Here is a 19,616-nt window from a genome sequence, read left to right on the forward strand (position 1 = left end):
TTTGCGTGTGTCGCTTCCGGTTGTCATCCTGCTCGCCTCAATCGAGGCTCAGAAAGAATAGTCCTCAAACTAAAACTTGTCAACACCCCCGTGTTGCCGAAGAGCCTACCCTTGTTCGCCGCGCTCAATGAGCACCGTCTCCTGCACTTTCAACCCTGCCTCGAGAGCGCTACGCGCATAGCCCCGCGCGGCTTGCAGGTCGTGGTCTCGGTAGTTGCCGCATTCCAGTTCGCTCACCCCCGGAATGGGACGGTCATGCGTCTCGACGTCACGCAAGGCCGCCTCGAAGGCGCGCACGACTCCTTGCTCGTCGGGCTCCCCGATCACCGCCATGTACAGGCCGGTGCGGCATCCCATGGGAGAAACGTCGACCACGTCATTCACGTGATCTCGCAAGTACCCCGCCAGCAGGTGCTCCAAGGTGTGGAGCGCGCTCGGTTCGATCGCGCCCTTGTTGGGTTGCAGCAAGCGGAGGTCGTACTTGCTGATCACGTCTCCGCGAGGCGTTTTCTTCCGGCCTGCCAGACGGATGTAGGGAGCGTGCACTTTGGTGTGATCCAAATCGAACGATTCAACGTTTGCCACGCTCGTCATTGTGCCCATCACATTCGCGGGAAAAGGTGTACGAAGTGGCACGTCTTATACTGCCTGCATGTCTGACGTCGAGCCTTCCCCTCTTCCAATCCGTCCAGTGCGGACGTGGCCTTTCTGGGTCCCTTTGGTCGTGACGTCGGCTCTGCTCGCGCTCGACCAGTGGACGAAGGTGCTGGCGGTGTCCAATTTGACCTTCGGGCAGCCGGTCGAAGTCGCGATTCCCGGTCTGCTCGGCTTCACGCTCGTCTACAACACGGGCGCGGCGTGGAGCCTCTTTCAGGGCTCGGCTTTTCTGCTCGCGCTCCTGCGCTTCGCCGTCGGCGTCGGTCTGCTCGTGTATATGGCAAGACGTCCGCAAGACCGCTTTCACACCGTGGTCTTCGCGATAATCTCGGCCGGAGCCATCGGCAACGCCATCGACGGAATTCGGCAAGGCAAGGTGACGGACATGCTCTCGTCCCCGGCGCTCGACGCCGTGACCCGCTCTATCAACGGGCAGCCTTTTCCCATCTTCAACATCGCCGACAGTTGTGTCGTCGTCGGCGTCATTTTGCTTCTGATCGCCAGCGTAGTCTCCAGCGTCCGCAAGCCTCGCTGAGCGCCGCCAGCGAGCAGAACAGAAGAGAAGCGCGAGGGAAAGTCCTCGCGCTTCTCTTCTGTATCTCTTGTTCTTGAATTCGTCGTGTGACGGACTCGAACGTGTTAGCGCAGGACGCGCAGTGCCTTGAGCAGGGCGATCAAGACGACCGAGCCGACGATGCCCCAGATGATGTTCCAGAAGCTGAAGCCGTTCGAGGCGGCCGTTCCCGACGCCGCGCCGATACCGAGCAGGTCACCGAAGATCAAGCGGGCGAGCAACGCACCCACGATGCCGATCAAGATATTGGCAATCGCGCCTTGCTGCGCGTCCGTCCTCATGATGATGCTGGCGATCCAACCACAAAAAGCGCCGACCAGAATTGCAACGATCCATGCCATAACGTTTCCTCCTCTGATTCTTCGGCAACTTCGCTGCCGTTGTGTCCTGAGAATAGAAATCGTCCTCACGGTCTTGTGTTGACCCCCTCACCTTCTCAAACTATATTCAAGAGCTTATAAGCAACGAAAAAAGACGCGCGCCTGGCGCGCAAGGAAGTATGAAGCTCGAATCGGTCGCTCCCATCAGGTGTCAGCTTCGCCGCTCCCCGTACGGGCCCGCAATTCCTCTACGAGCGTCTGGACGGCCGTCAAGTGATCGGCGAGCATGGGGGCGTTGCGATTGCGGTAGGCATTGGCGGCCCCTCGCTCGAAGTGATCGGCGCTCGCTTCGGCGACGTCGTTGCGTCCCGCGCGCGCCAATCGCCGAGCTTCACGGGCGAGATCGACCACGGCGCTCATCAGCGCGTTGAGATCTTGCGGGTGCGTCATGTCAGCTCTTCTCGGTGTCTGGATCGGCGAAGTAGTTGCACACGGCGGCGAGCACGCAGCGCGAGCACTTGGGCCGACTCCACGTGCAGATCTTCTGGCCGTGACGAAGCATGTTCACGTGAAAGTTGTACAGCACGGCAGGCTCGGGGGGCAGGAGTTCCAAGAGTATGCTGTGCGCCGCCTCGTGCATCACTTTCGGCCCGATCAGTCCCGTCCGCTGAGACACGCGGTGCACATGGGTATCGACGGGAAGGACGGGCTTGCGAAAACAGAACAGAAGCACGAGCGTCGCCGTTTTGAGGCCGACGCCCGGCAAGGCGAGAAGCCACGCGAGCCCATCCTCGGTCGGCAAGTCTTGGAGGAACGAGATGTCGTAGCTGCCGCGCGATTCACGAATCGCACGCAAGGTGCGCTGGATGTTCGGCGCCTTCACCTCAGCGAAGTTCGATGGCGCGATGGCCTCGGTGAGCTCGTCCACGGGCGCGTTCTCGACGCCCGCCCAGTCGCCGAAGCGCTGCATCATGCGTTGATAGGCGAGGTCCTCGTTCTTCCAGGTCGTGCGCTGCGAGAGAATGGTGGAGATGAGCTCGTGCATCGGTTCGCGACGCGGTGTGTGCTCGTTATCGCCGTACGTCTCCAGCAAGATCGAGTGAATCTCGAGCGCTTTGTCCTTCAGCGATGGAAAGTTTCTCGCCGCCTTTTGTACGGGACCCTCGGACGTCACGGCGCGCTTCGTCGAGCGGCGTTTCAGGAGCGAATCGTTCATGCCGCATTGTGCGAACACGCCTGCTCCGCCCGCCTTGCCCGATCGTTGAGTGACGCCCTTCAGCTATCGACGACGCGCCGCAGCGACTCTAGGGACATTCGCTGCGCCTTGAGGCGCTCGGCGCGCGTGACGGCTTCGAGGTCGGCGACGGCCCGATCCAAGTCGTCGTTCACGATGACGTAGCGAAAGGAGTGCGCGGCGAGGATTTCCTCGCGAGCACGCTTCAAGCGCTTCTCGATTCGTTCGGGCGTCTCGGTCGCCCGGCCTTCCAACCGGCGGCGCAACTCGGTGAGGCTCGGCGGGATGATGAAGACCAAAATCGCTTCGGGCGTGCTCAACGCGACTTGCATCGCGCCTTCCACCTCGATCTCCAGCACGACGTCCTGTCCGCGGGCGAGCGCCGCCTCGACCGGAGCGCGCGGCGTTCCGTAAAAATTCCCGACGAATTCCGCGTATTCGAGAAAGCCGCCTTCTTGCATTTCGAGCTCGAACGCTTCGCGGGTGCGAAAGTGGTAGTCGATGGCATCACGCTCGGCGGGTCGCCGTTCGCGCGTTGTCCACGAAATCGAGTAGAACACGTCCTTGTCCGCGAGCCATCGTTCTCGCAGCGTGCCTTTTCCGACGCCCGACGCTCCGGTCATGACGATCAACAGTCCGCGTGATTGTTGTGGGTCTTCGCCTTGCATTCGTTCAAGCATAAGGGCTCGGCCGCCTCGGACGTGAGGGGTGAACGAACGCGAGCGACAAGCGTCGCCACTTGTCGCTCTGAAAGCTGGTGCGCCCGACAGGAATCGAACCTGTGGCCTAGGGCTTAGGAGTCCCCCGCTCTATCCTACTGAGCTACGGGCGCGAACTCGCGTGGAGTATAGCGTCTTTCGAGAAGATGTGTGACCTCCGTCATTATGCTTCAAACAGAATTATGGCACAATACTTCTATGAATAACGCTCTGGATCGGGGGTCTTCGCTGCACGCCGTGTCGTTCACGAAGCTAGGCAAACACATCGTACGCATGACGCCCGACGGGCGTCTGCACGCGCTTGACGTCCTCGCCGCCTTGGGCGTGCGGCACATCGAGAACGTACAAGCATATCTCGCCGAGCACGGCGTTTCCTGCGGTTTCTACGACTTCGGCGAAGATCACGGCGAGGAAACGGTGGCGTGGCAAGACGTGACTCTGCTCGCCTTCGCACTGAAGACGACCGACGCCAAGCGCTGGCGCGAGCGGGCACAAGCGATGCTGACCGGCTACCTTTCCGGAGACGTCACTCTCGCCGCAGAAATCGCCGAGCGCAATCCCGACAGCGAACGCCGCCGTTGGCTCAGCGCCCGCCTCGAAAGCGCGGAAGCGCGCAAGCGCTTCATGAGCACCGTCGCCAAGCACGGCGGGGAAGGCGACGTGTTTCGCCTCGTCAGCAGCTTGTCCAACCGCAGCGTCCTCAACATGAACTCGGCGGCCTTCCGCCGCGAGCGTGGCGTCCGGGATACGCGCGACGGCATGACGGCCGCCGAACTGATGCGCCTGACCTACTTGGAAACGGCGAGCGCCCAAGCAATCGAAGCGCACGCGGCGCGCGGCAACGACGAGATTCTCGCGCTTCACCGCAAGAACGTCGACAACGAGCGCAAGGTGTGGGCAACCGCGCTCGGTCAAGCTTCCTGAGCCCTACCCAGTTCGCGCCTCGTCTGCTATCATTGCTGGGCGAGTTCGGTTCGCCGAGCACGCGAGCCCCTTTTCGAGGCGTAGCGCAGGCCGGTAGCGCACTTGGTTTGGGACCAAGGGGTCGCTGGTTCGAATCCAGTCGCCTCGACCAAGGCTCCCGGAGCCACTCGAGAGGGTGGCCCCGGAAGATGCAAGTGACTAGGGGTGAACGCACGCGGGATTGGTGTAGTGGTAGCACAGCAGCCTTCCAAGCTTCTGGCCTCGGTTCGAATCCGTGATCCCGCTCCAAAACGGCCCCTTCGGGCCGTTTTTCCATGCGCCCTTAGCTCAGTCGGATAGAGCAGCCGCCTTCTAAGCGGCCGGTCGTGGGTTCGAATCCTACAGGGCGCGCCAAGAGAAAACCCGCACTGCGTGCGGGTTTCTTCGACTCGAGCCTTTGGCGCGTTGCTTGCTCTCGGGCGTTCGTGGGCTACCCATGTGCCACCGCGTCAATTTTAGTGCTTGCCCGCTTGATCACGCGCCGCCTTGGCGACATCAGGCAAGGGCGGTGCATGGCCTGCCAACAAGTCGGCGAGGGACTTGGCGTGCGTTCGACGCTCGTCAATGAAAAGGTGGCGGTAAAACTTCAAGGTGATGGAAGTCGACGCGTGACCCGATTTCTTGCTTACTCCTCGGCAGGAACGCCCGTATGGACTCCCAAGGTCGCGTTCGCATGACGCAATCCGTGAGGGGTGAGGTCTTGAACCTTCGCCACTTCTGCGAAGCGGCGAAGGTTGTTCGGGCTAAGACTGCCTATCAAAACCCCAGGTTGAGTCGAAAGGGCACGCAGCGAACCGGCCGACGGGTGTCACCGGGTCGCTACTTCTTGCCGCGCAGGACATCCACGGCTTTGCGCACGGCCGCGTCTTCGGCCAATCTCGGCGCTGGCCAGCGCGTGTCCATGGCGATGTCCGGCACGATCCGCGGTGGATGCACTCCGTCCGGGTAATGGAACAACCTGTTCGTCACCCACACGCGCGACCCGTCCTGTAGGGCAAAAGTCTGCGTCGGCTCGAGTCCACCCCCGGTGGGCCGCCCGATCACCGTCGCTCCCCGCAAGTGCTGCAACACCCCGCTCATCGCCTCGCCCCACGAGAAGGTGTCCTCGTTGACCAGCACCGCCACGGGCACGTTCTTCAACGCCCCCAGCAGTGGCCCGCCCGCCACCACTTGGTCGACAGCGGCCCCGGTTCGGTCGCGAAACTCTCCGTACTTGCCGGAGAGAAAGTTGCCCAGCACCGGCTGCGCTTCCTCGTCGACGCCGCCGGTGTTCCAGCGCAGATCGACCACCACGCCCTTGACGGGCGCGCGTCCCACCACCTGCACGAGTCGCTTGACCGCTTGCGCTCCGATGCCCCTCACCGCAAAGTCGTCCAGATGCAGGTACACGATGTCCGAAGCGAACGCCAATCGCTCGACCACCGGCTCGGCGCGGTACTGCACTTGGGTGCGCTTGAGGTTCACGTCGCGCTCCCGCCCGTCGAGGCTTCGGACGGTCAGGCGAACGGTGGACCCGACCGGTCCGCGAATTCGTTCCACGGTCGGGCAGTTCGCGCCGTCGGCCTTCACGAGTTCCTCGCCCGGCCGAAGGGCGGCGGTCAGGGCGGGACCGCCGGGAACGAGCTTGTCGATCACCAGCCCGCCACGGTCGGTGCGGGGGCCCTTCACGATGATGCCCACGCCGCCCCACGTCTGCTGGTTGTTGATCCTGGCGGTGAAGTCGTCGATCTCGATACTCGACTCGAACCGCGCGTGCTTATCGTCGAGCTTGCCCACGAGCTCACGCAGCAGGCGGTAGAACTCGGCGTCGTCCGAGGCAGCCTTTGTCCGAATCCAGTAGGCGTCGACGAGGTTCGGCCAGTTGAGGCGCTTGAGCTTCGCCGAGTCGATATAGTTCCTCGAGATCAGGTCGCTGACGTCCTTGAAGACAGCCTCGCGGAGCGTGGGGCTGAGGCGGTGCGTGCCCGCCGCGTCGGGGGACGGGGCGACGACCGGACAAGTCACGACGGCTGGCTGCGCGAAGGCGACCGGCGCGAGCAGAAGCGACGCCGTGACGAGCAAGCGGCTGAGCATGGGAACCTCCGAAGAACCCAGGAATCAGGGGCATGACGCACGAGGACGGACGTGTGAGCGATTACAATGTACCAAACGCGTATCGTCGCGAGAAGCTCTAGGGCGTTTCATGGTCGGTTCTTCTCTCCCGACGCGACGTTCGCGCCTGACCTGTGCTGCGCTCGATCAGCCTGTGCATCACGCCGAGCGCGTCGTTTCCTGGTCCGGCGGGCATCACGCCGAGGACGAGAGCCCCCAATCGCGCGGACGGTTCCACGGCGCTTCGCCGTGCAACCGCTTTGCCCATCTCGGCTGGCAGGCGACTCGGCACGATGTCCCGTGTTTCCGCGTCACCGTATCGGGCATGCCGAGCAACATCCGCGTGACGCTCACGGCGAGTATGGCCCGTTCGTTCCACGTAGACTTGCAAAGAGTGGGAACCGGGACCCTCCTGAGCATCGGTCCCGGCTCGCTTGCCTCGCCGCGTCGCGCCTTGCTCTCTCCTTGACGCCCGCCCCGTCTCGCCAAGACTCTCGACCTGGAGGAAGCATATGACCGTGCCACCCGACCGATTCGACGTTCCCGTGATGCTGCTCGAACTCATTCCGATTCCCGTGACGGACGTTGATCGGGCCAAGTCGTTCTACGCGGATCGAGTGGGCTTTCACGTCGATCACGACGTTCAGCCCGCTCCGGGAAGGCGCGTCGTGCAACTCACGCCGCCCGGCTCGGCATGCTCGATCTTGCTCAGCGCGGGCCTTGGTGAGATTTCGAGCGTGACGCCCGGAACGCTCCGGTCGCTGCACCTCGTGGTCTCCAGCGTCGAGCAGACGCGGGCCTTGCTGATCGAGAACGGGGTGGAGGTCGGTTCGGTGCAAGTATTCGACCGTGGCGTGAAATTCGCATCGTTTCGCGATCCGGACGGGAACTCGTGGCTGCTTCAGGAGATGCCCTGGCGTACTCTTTGAGGGCTGACGCCGTCTCATGGCAGGCACGGAGCGACGTCGTCCGAGTGGTTGCCTCCCTGAAGCCCGAAAGCCATGGCTTCGAGCTTCAGGGGGAAAGCGTCTCTTGCAATTTGGCGATCACGACTCGCGCCGCGTCCTCGGGCGTGCCCAGCGACGAGTCGAGGTCGAGGTCGAAGCCCGGGTGGGCGTAGATCTCGTCACGTCCCAAACGAGCCAGGCCCGTGGGGCGTCCCGCTCTGGTCGCGTCCCGCTCGGCTTCCCAGCGTTCGCTGACATTCAGCGGTGGCTTGAGGTTGACGAGCAGCGGTCGGTAGGGGCTCCACAGCCGCATGGCTTCCTCGAACGTAGCGGAATCGAAGAACAGCACGTCCACGATGACGTTGCTGCCGCTCGCCACGAGCGCCGCCACCATGTGATGCAGGCCGCTGATCACCTGCCGCCCGACTGCCCCGAATCCGATGCCCACCGCGACGGTGGGGTCGTCGGGATGCAGGTCGTACCAAACCCCGTCGCGCTCGTTCGCTTGGTATGGAAAGTACCGCGTCGGCATGTTCATCCACGCGCGGTCGTATCCGAGTTGCAGATACGGCTCGGCGAGCAGATTTTGCAGAGCAGTGCACAACGACGACTTGCCCGTGCTCGACGCTCCGTTCACGACGATCAGGCGACCCGGCATGGCCCCGTCGGGCGCTGGTTCCTTCGAATCGTTGAATTGTGGCATGAGCGAGTATACGTTTTACCGTGCTCGCACCTCGTAGCACGACCCATCCAGATTGGAGTTCGACGGGGAAAAAGTTCGTCCAGGCTGATGCATTCATGGAATTGACCGAACCGAGGCTTTGACTGGAATCGTTCCGAATCCCCTGAGTTGATGGTGATACCATGAAGAACACCGACGGGTGTTCTTGTCCGAAGTTCACCTTTCGACCCTTCGACTTCACTCCATGGGAGGCGTGATGCTGCTGCGCCGAAAAGATCTTTCTCTGTTGCGCACGCTCGCGATCGCCGCCGGTGGAATCACGCTGCCGTTTCTGTGGCCCGACATATTCGCCAACCTTTTGCGTCCGCTGCCAGCGATGGCAGGCCATCAGGACGGCTGGCCGGCGACGCTCACGACCTTGCATGTCGGGTCCGACTTGCTGATCGGCATGTCGTATACCGTCATCGCGAGCATCTTGGCGTACATGGTGTACCGCAATCGACGAACGCTGCCCTTCGATTGGGTGGTACTGGCCTTCGGGTTGTTCATCGTCGCGTGCGGCTTGACGCACGTCATGCACGTCCTCGTGCGCTTCGTCCCGTTGATGTGGCTCGACGGGTACGTGCGGGCCGTCACGGCCATCGTGAGCGTGGCGACAGCCGCCGCCTTGCCGCCGCTCGTGCCGCGTGTTTCACGGCTGCTGGAGGCCGAGCGGCAGGTAGCGGAGCAGCGGCACACGTTGGAGCGCACGAACGACGCGCTTCTTGAGTCCGTGGCACGCTCGGAGTTGCTGGCCGCCCTGGGCGACGCCTTGCAAAGCGCGACGACGACGCGCGAAGTCGAACTGGCCGCGTTGGAGCGCCTCACGCCCGCGTTGGACGCCTCGGCGATGCTGGTGCTGACGCTGGAGGGCGAGCGCGTTCGGTCGTCCACGGTGCAGGGCACGCCGCCTCGGCAGGTCGCGGCGATGCTGTGCAGCAGCGAGATCCTCCTGACGGACACGCCCGTGCTGGCGGACGTCGTGAAAACGAAAAGCGCGCTGTATCTCGACGACTATGAGGCGCGGCCCGACGCGGCGGCGAACGTGCGCGGCATGTCGTATGGAGTCGAGCCCATCGTGACGCGCGACGGAAGCGTGGTGGGAGCGGTCGCGGCTTGGCGGCGACGCGGCTTGGGGTCGTGGACCCCCGGGCAGCGGGACCTCATGCGGCGGGCGGCCGCGACGATCGGCTTGGCGCTGGAACGGGCGGGGGTGGCGGCCGAAACGGCGCGTCAGCGGGACGCCCTCGCACTGGCCAACGAGCAGTTGCGGCACAGCAACGCGGAACTCGAGCAGTTCGCGTACGTCGCCAGCCACGACCTGCAAGCGCCCATTCGCGCCGTGACGAGCTTCGCGCAAGTCGTGGAGGGCCGCTACGGAGATCGCCTCGACGAGCGAGGTCGGTCGTACTTGGAGCAGATCAGCGCGAACGGGCAGCACATGAAGCGCCTCTTGGACGACTTGCTGGCTTACGCTCGGCTCACCACGCACCTGACCGCTCCGGACGTCGTTTCGATGAACGAGGTGTTCGACGCGGTGGCGGCGCGGTTGGCTCCGGACGTGGAACGCTGGGGCGCGACGTTGACGCGCGAAGAGCTTCCGTCCGTCCGAGTCGATCGGCCTCAAGTCGATCAGTTGCTGCAGAATCTGCTGTACAACGCCGTGAAGTACCACCGTCCGGACGTGGCGCCGATGGTGCGGGTGTCGGCGACGCGCGACGAAGCGATGTGGCACTTTCGCGTGATCGACAACGGCATCGGCATCGAGGACAAGTACTTCGAGCGCATCTTCGTGATCTTCCAACGCCTGCACGGCCGCGAGCGCTTCGAAGGCACCGGGATCGGCCTCGCCGTGTGCAAGAAGATCGTCGAGCGGCACGGCGGGCGCTTGTGGGTGGAAAGCCGAGTCGGCGTCGGCTCCACCTTCCACTTCACCTTGCCCGCGTGACGTTCACCCCGGACGAACGTGCTTGCGGACGAGGTCGCGGCCTTTGGGCGTGACTTCGTAGACGCCGCTGAATCCGTGCTTGTCGCGCGCACCTCTGGGCTTGAGGTAGCCTTCGCCGACGAGCTTGCGGATGACGAGCATTTCGAAGCGGCTCTTGGGGCGGTGGTAAGGAGCGAGCGCGGCGAGCACGTCTTCTTGGCGCAGCAAGAGGCCCGCGCTGTCGGCGGGGCGAGTGTCGCCGATCATGGCGGCGAGCAAGCTCGGCAGCAAGCTGGTGATGCGGTCGGGCGGAGACGACTCGGAAGGAGCGTTCTTCGCGCTCGTCCGGCTCGGGCTCGGCTTGTCGGCAGTGGGCGTACGACTCGTCGACGGTCGCTCGCGGGAGGAAGGGGCGTCCTCCGCCGCGCCTTGTCGAAGGCGCCGTAAGTGTTCGGGCAGCCGAAAGGCGGGTTTGCGGGTGGTGCTCATACGTCAGGGTAGCGCGTGGAGCGGAGCGCGTGCCTTGCGCCTCTCTTGACAGCGGAAATGGAATTTCGTACGATCCACTTACTTAAGTAACTGAATAAAGAAAGGGGAGCGATGCGCTCACTTCGAGGAAACGATCAGAGCGTCGTGCGCGCCCTGAACAAAAACGCCGTCCTCAACTTCCTGCACCACGAGGGACCCCTCAGCCGCGCGAACCTCAAAGAGCGCAGCGGCCTGAGCGGCGCGGCGATCAGCGCCGTCGTCGCCGAACTGATGGACGACGGCCTCGTGGAAGAGCAGGAAATCGGGCCTTCCACGGGTGGACGCCCCCCGGTGATGCTGCGCGTCAATTACGCCGCGCGCGCCGCCGTCGGCATCAAGTTGATGGAGCGCGAGCTCGCGGCGGTCCTCGTGGACCTCGGCGGGCGGGTGCGCGGCGGCGTTCGACTTCCCCTCGCCGAGCACACGCCCGAACTCGTCGCGCGCGTGGCAAGCCAAGCGACCGAGCAGTTGCTCGCCGCCTCGAACTTGCCGCACGACCGCCTCGCGGGCATCGGGATGGGCTTGCCAGGCGTCATCGACTCGGCGCGCGGCGTGTGCGTTCGATCGGCGTACCTTGGCTGGCAAGACGTCCCGATCGCCGCCTTGCTCGAAGCGCGCGTCGGCGTGCCGACCTTCATCGACAACGACGTGAACGCCTTCGCCGCCGCCGAGCGCCTGTTCGGGCACGGCAAGGGCGCCGCGCACCTCGCCGTCGTGACGGTCGGGCGCGGCATCGGCGCGGGCCTCGTGCTCGGCGGCGTGGCCCACCGAGGGCGCGACGGAGGAGCGGGCGAGCTCGGGCACACCGTCAGCGAGGTCGGCGGACGCGTGTGCGAGTGCGGCAAGCGCGGATGCCTGGAGGCGTACGCCTCCGAACCCGCCCTGCTCGCTCGAGCCAAAGAAGCGGGCGTGCGCGTGAAGGATGTCCAAGACCTCCTGATGAACGTGCACGACGAGCGCGTCGCCGCCATTTTGCACGACGGCGGAACGCGTGTCGGCGTGGCGCTCGCGAACCTCGTCAACCTCGTCAATCCCGAGCTCGTCGTGATCGGCGGCGAGGGCGTGCGGCTCGGAGACGTGTTCTTCGAGGCGTTGCGCGCCGCTCTGCGCGAACACGCCTTCGACGGCCTCGCGCGGCATCTTCCCGTCGTCGTCGAACCGTGGGGCGACGACGCGTGGGCGCGCGGCGCCGCCAGCCTCGCCGTGAGCCGCGTCTTCGACTTGGAGGTGAGCAGCGATGTATGAACGCGGCCTCAAACGACGCTTGACCCTCGCGCTGTTCCTCGGACCCGCTTTGATCGGCATCGGCGTGTTTCTGCTCGGGCCGATCGTCGCGTCGTTCGTCCTCGCGTTCACGTCATGGGATCTGCTGACGCCCCCCAGATGGGCGGGCTTGTCGAACTTCACGCGTTTGCTGGCCGACCCCGAAGTTCGCTCGGCCCTGTCGCACACCCTCACCTTCATCGTGCTGTACGTGCCGCCCGTCATGCTGCTCGGCCTCGTCGTCGCGATTGCTCTGAACCGCAACGTGCCGGGACGCGGACTGTTACGCGCCGTGTACTTCCTGCCCGTCGTGACGAGTTGGGTGGCCGTCGCCCTCGTGTGGAAGTGGCTGCTCAATCCAAGCTACGGCCTGCTGAACAACTTGCTCGCCGTCGTCGGCGTCACCGGTCCCGCGTGGCTGTTCGATCCGCGCTTCGCGATGCCCGCCGTGATCCTCACGAGCTTGTGGAAGGACGTCGGCTTCGTCATGACGATCCTGCTGGCGGGCTTGCAGAACGTGCCCGAGGAACTGCACGAGGCGGCCGCCATCGACGGCGCCACCGAATTCCAGCAGACGCGGTTCGTCACCGTTCCGCTGCTCGCTCCCGCGATCTTCTTCGCGCTCACCATCAGCCTCATCAACTCCTTTCAGGTGTTCGACCAGGTGTACGTCATGACCGGCGGCGGACCGGCGGGCGCGACGACCGTCCTGATCGAGCGGATCGTGAAGAACGCCTTCTCCTACAACGCGATGGGCTACGCGGCGGCGATGTCGTGGGCGCTCTTCGTCCTCGTGTTCGCGACGTCCTTCGTCTTGACGCGTCTGCAAAGGCGGTGGTCGTGGTGACCCGCACGGCGCCCCTTCCCCTCGCGGCGACGCCGCCTCGCCGCCGCTCCTTCGCTTGGAAAGCGTGGTTGACGTTCGGATTGCTGATCCTCGGGGCGGCGGTGATGCTCATGCCGTTTCTGTGGATGATCAGCACGTCCCTCAAGCCCGAAGGCGCCGTGCTCGCCCTTCCGCCCCGGCTCGTGCCCGAATCGCCGACGTTGCAGGCTTACCGGGACGTCGCGCAAAGCTTCCCGCTGTGGCGCGCCCTCGGCAACTCGGCGCTCGTGGCGGTCCTCACGACCCTCGGCCAACTCGTCGTCGCGTCCACGAGCGGCTACGCCTTCGCCCGCTTTCACTTCCGAGGCCGCGACGCCTTGTTCTCCCTCATCCTCGCGACCCTCATGGTGCCGTTCGCCGTCACGATGACGCCGCTGTTCATCATCGTCAAAACCCTCGGATGGACGAACTCGCTGCTCGGCCTCATCGTGCCCGCGATGTTCAGCGCGTTCGGCATCTTCTTGATGCGTCAGTTCTTCCTCTCCTTGCCCAAAGAGCTGGAGGAAGCGGCGACGCTCGACGGCTGCTCGACGTTCGGCACGTTCGCGCGCGTCATGCTGCCCCTCTCGGGTCCCGCCCTCGCGACGCTCGGCGTCTTCGCGTTCATGGCGTCGTGGAACAACTTCTTGTGGCCGCTGCTCATCGTGAGCGACCAAAACCTCATGACCCTTCCGCTCGCCCTCGCGACGCTGCAAGGCGTGTATCCCGGTCAGACACAGTGGAACCTCATCATGGCCGGGGCCGTCGTCAGCGTCCTTCCGATGATCCTCGTGTTCCTGCTCGCTCAGCGCTGGGTGGTCGCCGGAATGACCGCCGGAAGCGTGAAGGGGTGATGCGCCTGAACTGACTCATCGACCTTCGGCCCGAAGCCCTCCCGACCTTCAGGAGAACCGTGATGAAAAAGCTGTTGACGCTCGCCTTGCTGACCGCCTCGACCGCCTTCGCCCAGTCGACCGTGACGTACTACTCGTTCACGACGGACGCGACGCACATGGACGACATGAAAGCCCTCATCTCGGCCTTCGAGGCCCAGAATCCCGGCGTGAAGGTCAACCTCGTGACCGCGCCGTTCGATTCGTACTTCACCAAGCTCCAAACGGACATCGCGGCGGGCAATCCTCCCGACGCGTTCGAGCTGAACTACGAGAACTTCGCGACCTTCGCGAGCCGAGGCGCCTTGCGCCCGCTCGCGGCGAGCGCCGTTCCGCGCGACACCTTCTATCCGGCCGCCCTCAACGCCTTCCGCTTCCAAAGCCGCCAGTACGGCCTGCCGATCACCTTCTCCACGGTCGTGCTGTTCTACAACAAGGACTTGTTCGACAAGGCGGGCGTGAAGTACCCCACGGCCTCGTGGAAGTGGAAGGACGTCTTGAGCGCCGCGCAGAAGATCAACAACCCGGCGCAGCGCATTTGGGGCGTCTACCAGCCCGTGCAGTTCTGGGAGTTCTACAAAGTCGCGCAGCAAGCCGGAGGCGGCCTCAAGATCAGCGGCAACGACGTGCAAATCGACACGCCGCAAAACCGAGCCGCCTTGAAGTACCTCGTGGACAAGGTGCTGGTGCAAAAGGTGATGCCGACCGACGCGCAGATGAGCGGCGTCGCGAACGAGGACCTGTTCCTCAACGGTCAGCTTGGCATGCTCGTCTCGGGCATCTGGATGTTCGACAAGTTCAGCAAGGCGAACTTCAAGTGGGACATCGCCGTGGAGCCGGGCGGAACGAAGAAGGGAACGCACTTCTTCTCGAACGCGGCGGTCGTGAGCGCGAAAGCGAAGAACGCCGACGCCGCCACGAAGTGGGTGCAGTTCCTCGCGGCAAGCCCCACGACCGCCGCGCGCCGCATCGCGTCGAGCTGGGAACTTCCTGCCCTCAGCCTTTCGCAGCGCACCCTCGTCGCGCCTTACCTCGCCAAGCCGATGCCCGCCAACCGCGAGGCGGTGTTCGACTCGCTGCGCTACGCCGTCACGCCGCCCGTGGTCGAAAATCAATCTCAACTGCAAGACATCATCAACCAGGAACTCGAAGCGGCGCGCCTCGGCACGAAGACCGTCGAGCAGGCACTCGCGAGCGCGCAAGCACGCGTCGAAGCGATGATGAGGAAGTAAGAACGTGCGAGACTCGCTGCGCCTCCTCCTTCTTCATCAAGCCGACAGCGGCGCGTTTCCCGCGTGCCCGACGTTCTCGCAGTACCCGTACGCTTGGCTGCGCGACGGCACCTTCGTGGCGTACGCCCTCGACCGAGGAGGCGAGCACGCGGCGGCGGAACGCTTTTACCGCTGGGCGCTGGGCACCATCGCGAGCTTGGAGGAGCACGTTCGAAGCCTCGTCGCGAAGCGCGAGCGAAACGTCCCCATCTCCGACGCGGAATTCCTGCCGACGCGCTTCGCCCTCAGCGGCGACGCCCTCGGAGACGATTGGCCGAACTTCCAGCTCGACGGGTACGGGCAAGTCCTGTGGGGTCTCGCCGAGCACTTGAAGCTCAGCGGGAAGGTGAGCTTGCCGAGCGAGTTCGAGCGCGGCGTGCACGTCACGGTCACGTACCTGCGCACCTTCTGGAACGAACCGTGCTACGACTGCTGGGAGGAATTTCCGTACCGCTGGCACACCAGCACCCTCGCGTCGCTGTACGGCGGCTTGCACGCCATACAGCCGTTCGTGCCCGAGGTGGGCGACCTGCCCGAGCGCCTTCGGTCCTTCACCCGCACGCACCTCGTGCAAGGCTCGGAGCTCGTGAAGTTCTCGGGCTTTCCGTTTCCGGACGCGAGCCTGTTGTGGGCGGGCGTGCCCTTCGGCCTCGTGGACCTCCGAGACCCCGTGTTCGCCGCCACGCTCGCCCGCGTCGAACGCGACCTCGTGCGAGGCGGCGTCTACCGATACGCCTTCGACACCTACTACGGCGGGGGTCGCTGGGTGCTGCTGACCGCGTGGCTCGGCTGGGTGTACGCGCGCCTCGGGCGGACGGACGAGGCGAGGCGTTGCCTGAAAGTCGTGCAAGACGCGTGGAGCGCCCATGGCTTGCCCGAGCAGATGCACGGCGAGCTTCTGACGCCCGCTTACGAACCGTACTGGCGAGACCGCTGGGGGCAAAGCGCCAACCCCTTGCTGTGGTCGCACGCGATGCACGTCGTCCTCGAAGCCGAACTCGCCCCCACCCTCGTGGAGACGCCATGAACGACACCTTGACCGCTTCTCTCTCGCACCGGCCCTTCGGCATCGACGATCCGTACAAGAAGCTGCCCGACGAACGCTCTCCGCGCGATCCCGCACCGGGCGATCGCGTCACCGTGAACTTCCGCGCGACGACCGAGAAGGCGAGCGTGACGCTGACTTCGAGGGGCCGCCGCGAGCACCTGAGCGCCACGTCACTCGGAGACGGGCTTTTCACGACCGATCTCGGCGTCGTCACGCCCGGTGAGTACACGTACACGATCGAGGCGGGCGGCGCTTCGCAGTCGTTCTCGTTCACGGTCGGCGCTTGGAGGGAGGTGCGAAGCGTCGAGGACGTTCGAGTCGAGGCGACGCTCGTGCACTTGACGCTCGGCTTGGACGACGGTTCGACGCTTCCTTGCATCCTGAGCTTCCCGGCGAGCGGCGTTTGCGCCGTCGGCTTCGGAAAGGCGGCGGGAACCGGACTCGAACTGCGGGCGCACCGAGCAGACGGTCGTCTCGCCGTACGCGCCGACGGCGCGCTCTTGGAGCTCGACTGCTCCACGCTGGACGTCACCGTGTCACGCCCCGGCGGCACGGCGGTCGCGCGGGGATCGCTGAAGTTCCGCGTGCTCGTCGGAAGCGACCTCGCGCGGCTCGAAGCTCGCTTTCACGCGGGCGACGAATTGTACGGGCTCGGCGAACGTTTCACTCCCCAGAATCGACGCGGCAAGCTCTACGACGTGCGCGTGTACGAAGAGTACAAAGAGCAGGGAGACCGCACGTACCTTCCCGCGCCCTTCGTCGTGTCGCCCGACGCGTGGGGCGTGTGGCTCGCCGAGGCCGAGCCGAGCTTTTTCGACTTGCGGCGAGACGAAGCGGTCGTGACGGTCGAGAAGCTTCCCTCCTCTCCCCTGTCGATGTCGCTGCACTTCATCGTGGCGGACGAACCGTACGGCGTGACGAGCGCGTTCGTGGAACTGAACGGCGGCCTGAGCGTTCCGCCGAAGTGGGCGTTCGGGCCGTGGATGAGCTCGAACGACTGGAACAACCAGGCGCGCACGCTGGAAGTCGTGCGCCGCACCGTGCAAGAGGACATCCCGGCGACGGTTCTCGTGCTGGAAGCGTGGAGCGACGAGAGCACCTTCTACATCTTCAACGACGCCGCGTACACCCCGAAGCCCGGCTCGGACGCCTTCGCCTTGTCGGACTTCACCTTCGGTGAACGCTGGCCCGACCCCAAAGGCATGATCGCCGAGTGCCATTCGCACGGCGTCCACGTGCTGCTGTGGCAGATTCCCGTTCAAAAGCACGTTCCCGAGGACCATCCTCAGCACCACGCGGACGAAGCGCACATGAGCGCGCGCGGCCTTGGCGTTCGTGACGCGGACGGAACTCCTTACCGCTGCAAGGGATGGTGGTTCACGGACGGCCTCGTCGTGGACTTCACGAATCCCGAGGCGCGCGAGTGGTGGTTCGCGAAGCGCGCGTACCTCTTCGACGACCTCGGCATCGACGGCATGAAGACGGACGGCGGCGAGCACTTGTGGGGCCGCGACTTGCGTACCTTCGACGGGCGGCGCGGTCAAGAGCTGTTCAACGCGTACGCGAACGATTACGTGGGCGCCTACCACGACTTCGTTTCGAGCAAGACGCGAGGAAACGGCCTGACCTTCTCTCGGGCGGGCTTCACGGGCGCCGGGAAGTACCCCGCACACTGGGCGGGCGACGAGAACAGCACGTGGAGCGCCCTCAAGGCGAGCGTGCAGGCGGGTGTCTCGGCGGGCATCTCGGGCGTCTCGATGTGGACGTGGGACATCGGCGGATTCAGCGGCGACATTCCGAGCGTCGAGCTGTACCTGCGCTCGGTCGCGTTCGGAGCCCTCTGCCCCATCATGCAGTACCACTCCGAATTCAACGCCGCCAAGGACAACCGCGACCGCACGCCGTGGAACATCGCGGAGCGTCACGGCGATCCTCGCGCGCTGAGCGTGTACCGCTTCTATGCCAAGCTGCGCATGAGCCTGCTCGACTACGTCGACGCGGAAGCGCGCGAGATGAGCGCGGTCGGCCTGCCCCTCATGCGCTCGCCCGAACTCGTGTACCCGCGCGCACGGGCGTTCTTGCACGACGATCCGCACGCGTACCTGTTCGGACGCGATCTGCTGGTGTGTCCGGTCGTGGAGAAGGGCGCGCTCGCGCGTGAAGTGCGTCTGCCGCCAGGCCGCTGGACCGACGTGTGGTCGGGCGCCGAGTTCGAGGGAGAACGCGTCGTGCTCGTGCCCGCCCCGCTGGAACGCATTCCCGTGTTCGTTCGAACGGACAGCGAACGGGCGTCGGTCCTTGTCGAGATCTTTCGAGGCGCCCGAGGCTGAGCGAAGGCGCGGGTAGCATGAAGCGTGCCCGACGGCTCGCCTCCTTCTGCACGCGACGAGCGCGCCGCCCTCGCCGACGTCCTGCGCTTGGCGCTCGGCGTGGTGGTGGCGCTGGGGTTCGCGCGCTTCGCGTACGCCTTGCTGCTGCCCGCCATGCGTTCGGACCTCGGCTGGTCCTACACGACGGCGGGCAGCCTCAACACCGCGAACGCCGCCGGCTATCTCCTCGGAGCGGTGCTCGCCGCGCCGTTCATGACGCGCTTCGGAGCGAAGTGGACGTTCCTGGCAGGCATGCTCGTCACGGGCGTCGCGCTTCTCGCGACGGGACTCGGGGAAGCGTTGCCGTGGCTGCTGTTCACTCGGGGGTTGGCGGGTGCCAGCGGAGCCCTCACCTTCACGGCGGGCGGCGTCCTCGCGGCGCACGCGGCGTCGAGCGTGCGGGCCTCGAGAAGCGGCACGATTCTGTCGGTGTTCTACGCGGGCGGCGGGCTCGGCATCCTCGCGACGGGCCTCGTCTTGCCGAGCGTTCTGGACGCCTTCGGCGCGGCGTCGTGGCACGTCGGTTGGTTGGGCCTCGGCGGCCTCGCCTTGCTGGCCGTGCCGATCTCCGCCAAGGGAATCGCGGGCGAGGCCACGAAAAGACCGCGGGCGGGAGAACGGCGAGGATCACCCGAGTTCAGCTTTCTGCGGCCCGCGCTGATCGCGTACACCTTGTTCGCCGTGGGGTACATCGCGTACATGACCTTCTCGGTGGCCTTGCTGCGAGCGCGCGGCGCCGACGACCTTCAAGTGACGGCGTTTTGGTCGGTGCTGGGCCTCGCCAGCATGATCGCGCCGTGGATTTGGGGAGGATTGCTGCAACGCGCGCGCGGAGGAACGGCCCTCGCCGTGCTGCTGACGGGCTGCGCGCTCGGAGCGGGCCTGCCCGTGCTGCTCGCGTCTCCACTCTTGTCCCTCGTCTCGGCGGCGTTGTTCGGAGCGTCCTTCCTGTCCGTCGTCGCCGCGACGACGGCCCTCGTGCGCCACCATCTGCCGACGTCGTCGTGGAGCGCGGGCGTCGCGACCTTCACGGTCGTGTTCGCCGCCTTCCAGACGCTCGGGCCGCTTCTGTCGGGGTGGCTGTCGGACCGCGCGGGAGGCTTGCCGCTCGGTCTCGGCGTGTCGGCGGCGTTGCTGCTGATCGGCGCGGTCGTCGCGCGGCTACAACCCCCGCCGCCCTTCCTCCCGAACTCGGGTTGAGGAACGCCCGCTCGCGCTCGCTTCTT

At 65.1% G+C, this 19,616-nt stretch carries 19 protein-coding genes and 4 tRNA genes; 14 read left to right on the forward strand and 9 right to left on the reverse strand.

Features of this window, described 5'->3' with window-relative positions; translation table 11 throughout:
* Positions 1-105: 105 nt before the first annotated feature.
* On the reverse strand, positions 106-594 hold the full coding sequence (locus DES52_RS14670; RefSeq protein WP_110887587.1) for an S-ribosylhomocysteine lyase: 489 nt from the start codon (positions 592-594) through the stop codon (positions 106-108).
* A gap of 58 nt (positions 595-652) precedes the next feature.
* On the opposite strand from DES52_RS14670, the gene lspA reads away from it, so the two are divergent.
* Complete coding sequence (gene lspA, locus DES52_RS14675; RefSeq protein WP_110887588.1) at positions 653-1,192, forward strand: signal peptidase II; 540 nt, start codon at positions 653-655, stop codon at positions 1,190-1,192.
* Positions 1,193-1,296: 104 nt separating this feature from the next.
* On the opposite strand, the gene DES52_RS14680 is transcribed toward lspA, so the two are convergent.
* The 5 genes from DES52_RS14680 to DES52_RS14700 form a co-directional block, all read right to left on the reverse strand.
* Positions 1,297-1,572, reverse strand: a complete 276-nt coding sequence (locus DES52_RS14680) for a GlsB/YeaQ/YmgE family stress response membrane protein (RefSeq protein WP_110887589.1) — start codon at positions 1,570-1,572, stop codon at positions 1,297-1,299.
* A 183-nt stretch (positions 1,573-1,755) separates the two neighbouring features.
* Complete coding sequence (locus DES52_RS14685) at positions 1,756-2,001, reverse strand: response regulator receiver protein (protein ID WP_110887590.1); 246 nt, start codon at positions 1,999-2,001, stop codon at positions 1,756-1,758.
* Position 2,002: 1 nt separating this feature from the next.
* Positions 2,003-2,767 (reverse strand): endonuclease III domain-containing protein, encoded by a 765-nt coding sequence (locus tag DES52_RS14690; RefSeq protein WP_110887591.1) that lies wholly within the window; start codon positions 2,765-2,767, stop codon positions 2,003-2,005.
* Positions 2,768-2,826: 59 nt separating this feature from the next.
* A complete protein-coding gene (gene gmk, locus DES52_RS14695; RefSeq protein WP_245901023.1) occupies positions 2,827-3,453 on the reverse strand; it encodes a guanylate kinase in 627 nt (208 codons plus the stop codon).
* Between the two features lie 87 nt (positions 3,454-3,540).
* Positions 3,541-3,617: transfer RNA gene (locus DES52_RS14700), tRNA-Arg, on the reverse strand.
* An 85-nt stretch (positions 3,618-3,702) separates the two neighbouring features.
* Between DES52_RS14700 and ddrC the strand changes: the two genes are divergently transcribed.
* From ddrC to DES52_RS14720, 4 genes are all read left to right on the forward strand, one after another.
* Positions 3,703-4,428 carry a DNA damage response protein DdrC gene (gene ddrC / locus DES52_RS14705; protein ID WP_245901025.1) on the forward strand — a complete coding sequence of 242 codons (726 nt, stop codon included), beginning with the start codon at positions 3,703-3,705 and terminating at the stop codon, positions 4,426-4,428.
* 74 nt (positions 4,429-4,502) lie between these two features.
* Positions 4,503-4,579 (forward strand) — tRNA-Pro (locus DES52_RS14710).
* A gap of 63 nt (positions 4,580-4,642) precedes the next feature.
* Positions 4,643-4,716 (forward strand) — tRNA-Gly (locus DES52_RS14715).
* Positions 4,717-4,744: 28 nt separating this feature from the next.
* Positions 4,745-4,821 (forward strand) — tRNA-Arg (locus tag DES52_RS14720).
* A 465-nt stretch (positions 4,822-5,286) separates the two neighbouring features.
* On the opposite strand, the gene DES52_RS14725 is transcribed toward DES52_RS14720, so the two are convergent.
* Positions 5,287-6,540 carry a S41 family peptidase gene (locus DES52_RS14725; RefSeq protein WP_110887593.1) on the reverse strand — a complete coding sequence of 418 codons (1,254 nt, stop codon included), beginning with the start codon at positions 6,538-6,540 and terminating at the stop codon, positions 5,287-5,289.
* A 530-nt stretch (positions 6,541-7,070) separates the two neighbouring features.
* Between DES52_RS14725 and DES52_RS14730 the strand changes: the two genes are divergently transcribed.
* A complete protein-coding gene (locus tag DES52_RS14730) occupies positions 7,071-7,487 on the forward strand; it encodes a VOC family protein (protein ID WP_245901027.1) in 417 nt (138 codons plus the stop codon).
* An 85-nt stretch (positions 7,488-7,572) separates the two neighbouring features.
* Here the strand turns inward: DES52_RS14730 and DES52_RS14735 are convergent, their stop codons facing one another.
* Positions 7,573-8,208 (reverse strand): phosphotransferase-like protein, encoded by a 636-nt coding sequence (locus tag DES52_RS14735; RefSeq protein ID WP_245901029.1) that lies wholly within the window; start codon positions 8,206-8,208, stop codon positions 7,573-7,575.
* 223 nt (positions 8,209-8,431) lie between these two features.
* On the opposite strand from DES52_RS14735, the gene DES52_RS23495 reads away from it, so the two are divergent.
* Complete coding sequence (locus tag DES52_RS23495) at positions 8,432-10,174, forward strand: sensor histidine kinase (RefSeq protein ID WP_146237305.1); 1,743 nt, start codon at positions 8,432-8,434, stop codon at positions 10,172-10,174.
* A gap of 3 nt (positions 10,175-10,177) precedes the next feature.
* On the opposite strand, the gene DES52_RS14745 is transcribed toward DES52_RS23495, so the two are convergent.
* On the reverse strand, positions 10,178-10,642 hold the full coding sequence (locus DES52_RS14745; RefSeq protein WP_110887595.1) for an SMC-Scp complex subunit ScpB: 465 nt from the start codon (positions 10,640-10,642) through the stop codon (positions 10,178-10,180).
* 111 nt (positions 10,643-10,753) lie between these two features.
* On the opposite strand from DES52_RS14745, the gene DES52_RS14750 reads away from it, so the two are divergent.
* The 7 genes from DES52_RS14750 to DES52_RS14780 all read left to right on the forward strand — a co-directional run bounded on the left by DES52_RS14750 (position 10,754) and on the right by DES52_RS14780 (position 19,590).
* Positions 10,754-11,926 carry an ROK family transcriptional regulator gene (locus tag DES52_RS14750; RefSeq protein WP_110887596.1) on the forward strand — a complete coding sequence of 391 codons (1,173 nt, stop codon included), beginning with the start codon at positions 10,754-10,756 and terminating at the stop codon, positions 11,924-11,926.
* Positions 11,919-12,791 (forward strand): carbohydrate ABC transporter permease, encoded by an 873-nt coding sequence (locus DES52_RS14755; RefSeq protein ID WP_110887597.1) that lies wholly within the window; start codon positions 11,919-11,921, stop codon positions 12,789-12,791. The genes DES52_RS14750 and DES52_RS14755 overlap by 8 nt, the downstream gene beginning before the upstream one ends.
* The gene (locus tag DES52_RS14760) at positions 12,785-13,663 is read left to right on the forward strand and encodes a carbohydrate ABC transporter permease (protein ID WP_245901031.1); all 879 of its coding nucleotides are present in this window, start codon (positions 12,785-12,787) and stop codon (positions 13,661-13,663) included. Before DES52_RS14755 ends, DES52_RS14760 begins: the two co-directional genes overlap by 7 nt.
* Before the next feature lie 62 nt (positions 13,664-13,725).
* On the forward strand, positions 13,726-14,934 hold the full coding sequence (locus DES52_RS14765; protein ID WP_110887598.1) for an ABC transporter substrate-binding protein: 1,209 nt from the start codon (positions 13,726-13,728) through the stop codon (positions 14,932-14,934).
* Between the two features lie 4 nt (positions 14,935-14,938).
* Positions 14,939-16,000 (forward strand): glycoside hydrolase family 15 protein, encoded by a 1,062-nt coding sequence (locus tag DES52_RS14770; RefSeq protein WP_110887599.1) that lies wholly within the window; start codon positions 14,939-14,941, stop codon positions 15,998-16,000.
* A complete protein-coding gene (locus DES52_RS14775; protein ID WP_110887600.1) occupies positions 15,997-18,351 on the forward strand; it encodes a glycoside hydrolase family 31 protein in 2,355 nt (784 codons plus the stop codon). Before DES52_RS14770 ends, DES52_RS14775 begins: the two co-directional genes overlap by 4 nt.
* Before the next feature lie 24 nt (positions 18,352-18,375).
* A complete protein-coding gene (locus DES52_RS14780) occupies positions 18,376-19,590 on the forward strand; it encodes a YbfB/YjiJ family MFS transporter (RefSeq protein ID WP_110887601.1) in 1,215 nt (404 codons plus the stop codon).
* Positions 19,591-19,616: the final 26 nt, after the last annotated feature.

This window comes from Deinococcus yavapaiensis KR-236 (genome assembly GCF_003217515.1).
In the GTDB taxonomy this organism is placed as follows: Bacteria; Deinococcota; Deinococci; order Deinococcales; family Deinococcaceae; genus Deinococcus_A; species Deinococcus_A yavapaiensis.

What these genes read in the sequence shown, in the direction of transcription:
- DES52_RS14670 (WP_110887587.1), bottom strand. Translation starts at nt 594, where the DNA reads ATGACGAGCGTGGCAAACGTTGAATCGTTCGATTTGGATCACACCAAA.
- lspA (WP_110887588.1), top strand. Translation starts at nt 653, where the DNA reads ATGTCTGACGTCGAGCCTTCCCCTCTTCCAATCCGTCCAGTGCGGACG.
- DES52_RS14680 (WP_110887589.1), bottom strand. Translation starts at nt 1,572, where the DNA reads ATGGCATGGATCGTTGCAATTCTGGTCGGCGCTTTTTGTGGTTGGATC.
- DES52_RS14685 (WP_110887590.1), bottom strand. Translation starts at nt 2,001, where the DNA reads ATGACGCACCCGCAAGATCTCAACGCGCTGATGAGCGCCGTGGTCGAT.
- DES52_RS14690 (WP_110887591.1), bottom strand. Translation starts at nt 2,767, where the DNA reads ATGAACGATTCGCTCCTGAAACGCCGCTCGACGAAGCGCGCCGTGACG.
- gmk (WP_245901023.1), bottom strand. Translation starts at nt 3,453, where the DNA reads ATGCAAGGCGAAGACCCACAACAATCACGCGGACTGTTGATCGTCATG.
- ddrC (WP_245901025.1), top strand. Translation starts at nt 3,703, where the DNA reads ATGAATAACGCTCTGGATCGGGGGTCTTCGCTGCACGCCGTGTCGTTC.
- DES52_RS14725 (WP_110887593.1), bottom strand. Translation starts at nt 6,540, where the DNA reads ATGCTCAGCCGCTTGCTCGTCACGGCGTCGCTTCTGCTCGCGCCGGTC.
- DES52_RS14730 (WP_245901027.1), top strand. Translation starts at nt 7,071, where the DNA reads ATGACCGTGCCACCCGACCGATTCGACGTTCCCGTGATGCTGCTCGAA.
- DES52_RS14735 (WP_245901029.1), bottom strand. Translation starts at nt 8,208, where the DNA reads ATGCCACAATTCAACGATTCGAAGGAACCAGCGCCCGACGGGGCCATG.
- DES52_RS23495 (WP_146237305.1), top strand. Translation starts at nt 8,432, where the DNA reads ATGGGAGGCGTGATGCTGCTGCGCCGAAAAGATCTTTCTCTGTTGCGC.
- DES52_RS14745 (WP_110887595.1), bottom strand. Translation starts at nt 10,642, where the DNA reads ATGAGCACCACCCGCAAACCCGCCTTTCGGCTGCCCGAACACTTACGG.
- DES52_RS14750 (WP_110887596.1), top strand. Translation starts at nt 10,754, where the DNA reads ATGCGCTCACTTCGAGGAAACGATCAGAGCGTCGTGCGCGCCCTGAAC.
- DES52_RS14755 (WP_110887597.1), top strand. Translation starts at nt 11,919, where the DNA reads ATGTATGAACGCGGCCTCAAACGACGCTTGACCCTCGCGCTGTTCCTC.
- DES52_RS14765 (WP_110887598.1), top strand. Translation starts at nt 13,726, where the DNA reads ATGAAAAAGCTGTTGACGCTCGCCTTGCTGACCGCCTCGACCGCCTTC.
- DES52_RS14775 (WP_110887600.1), top strand. Translation starts at nt 15,997, where the DNA reads ATGAACGACACCTTGACCGCTTCTCTCTCGCACCGGCCCTTCGGCATC.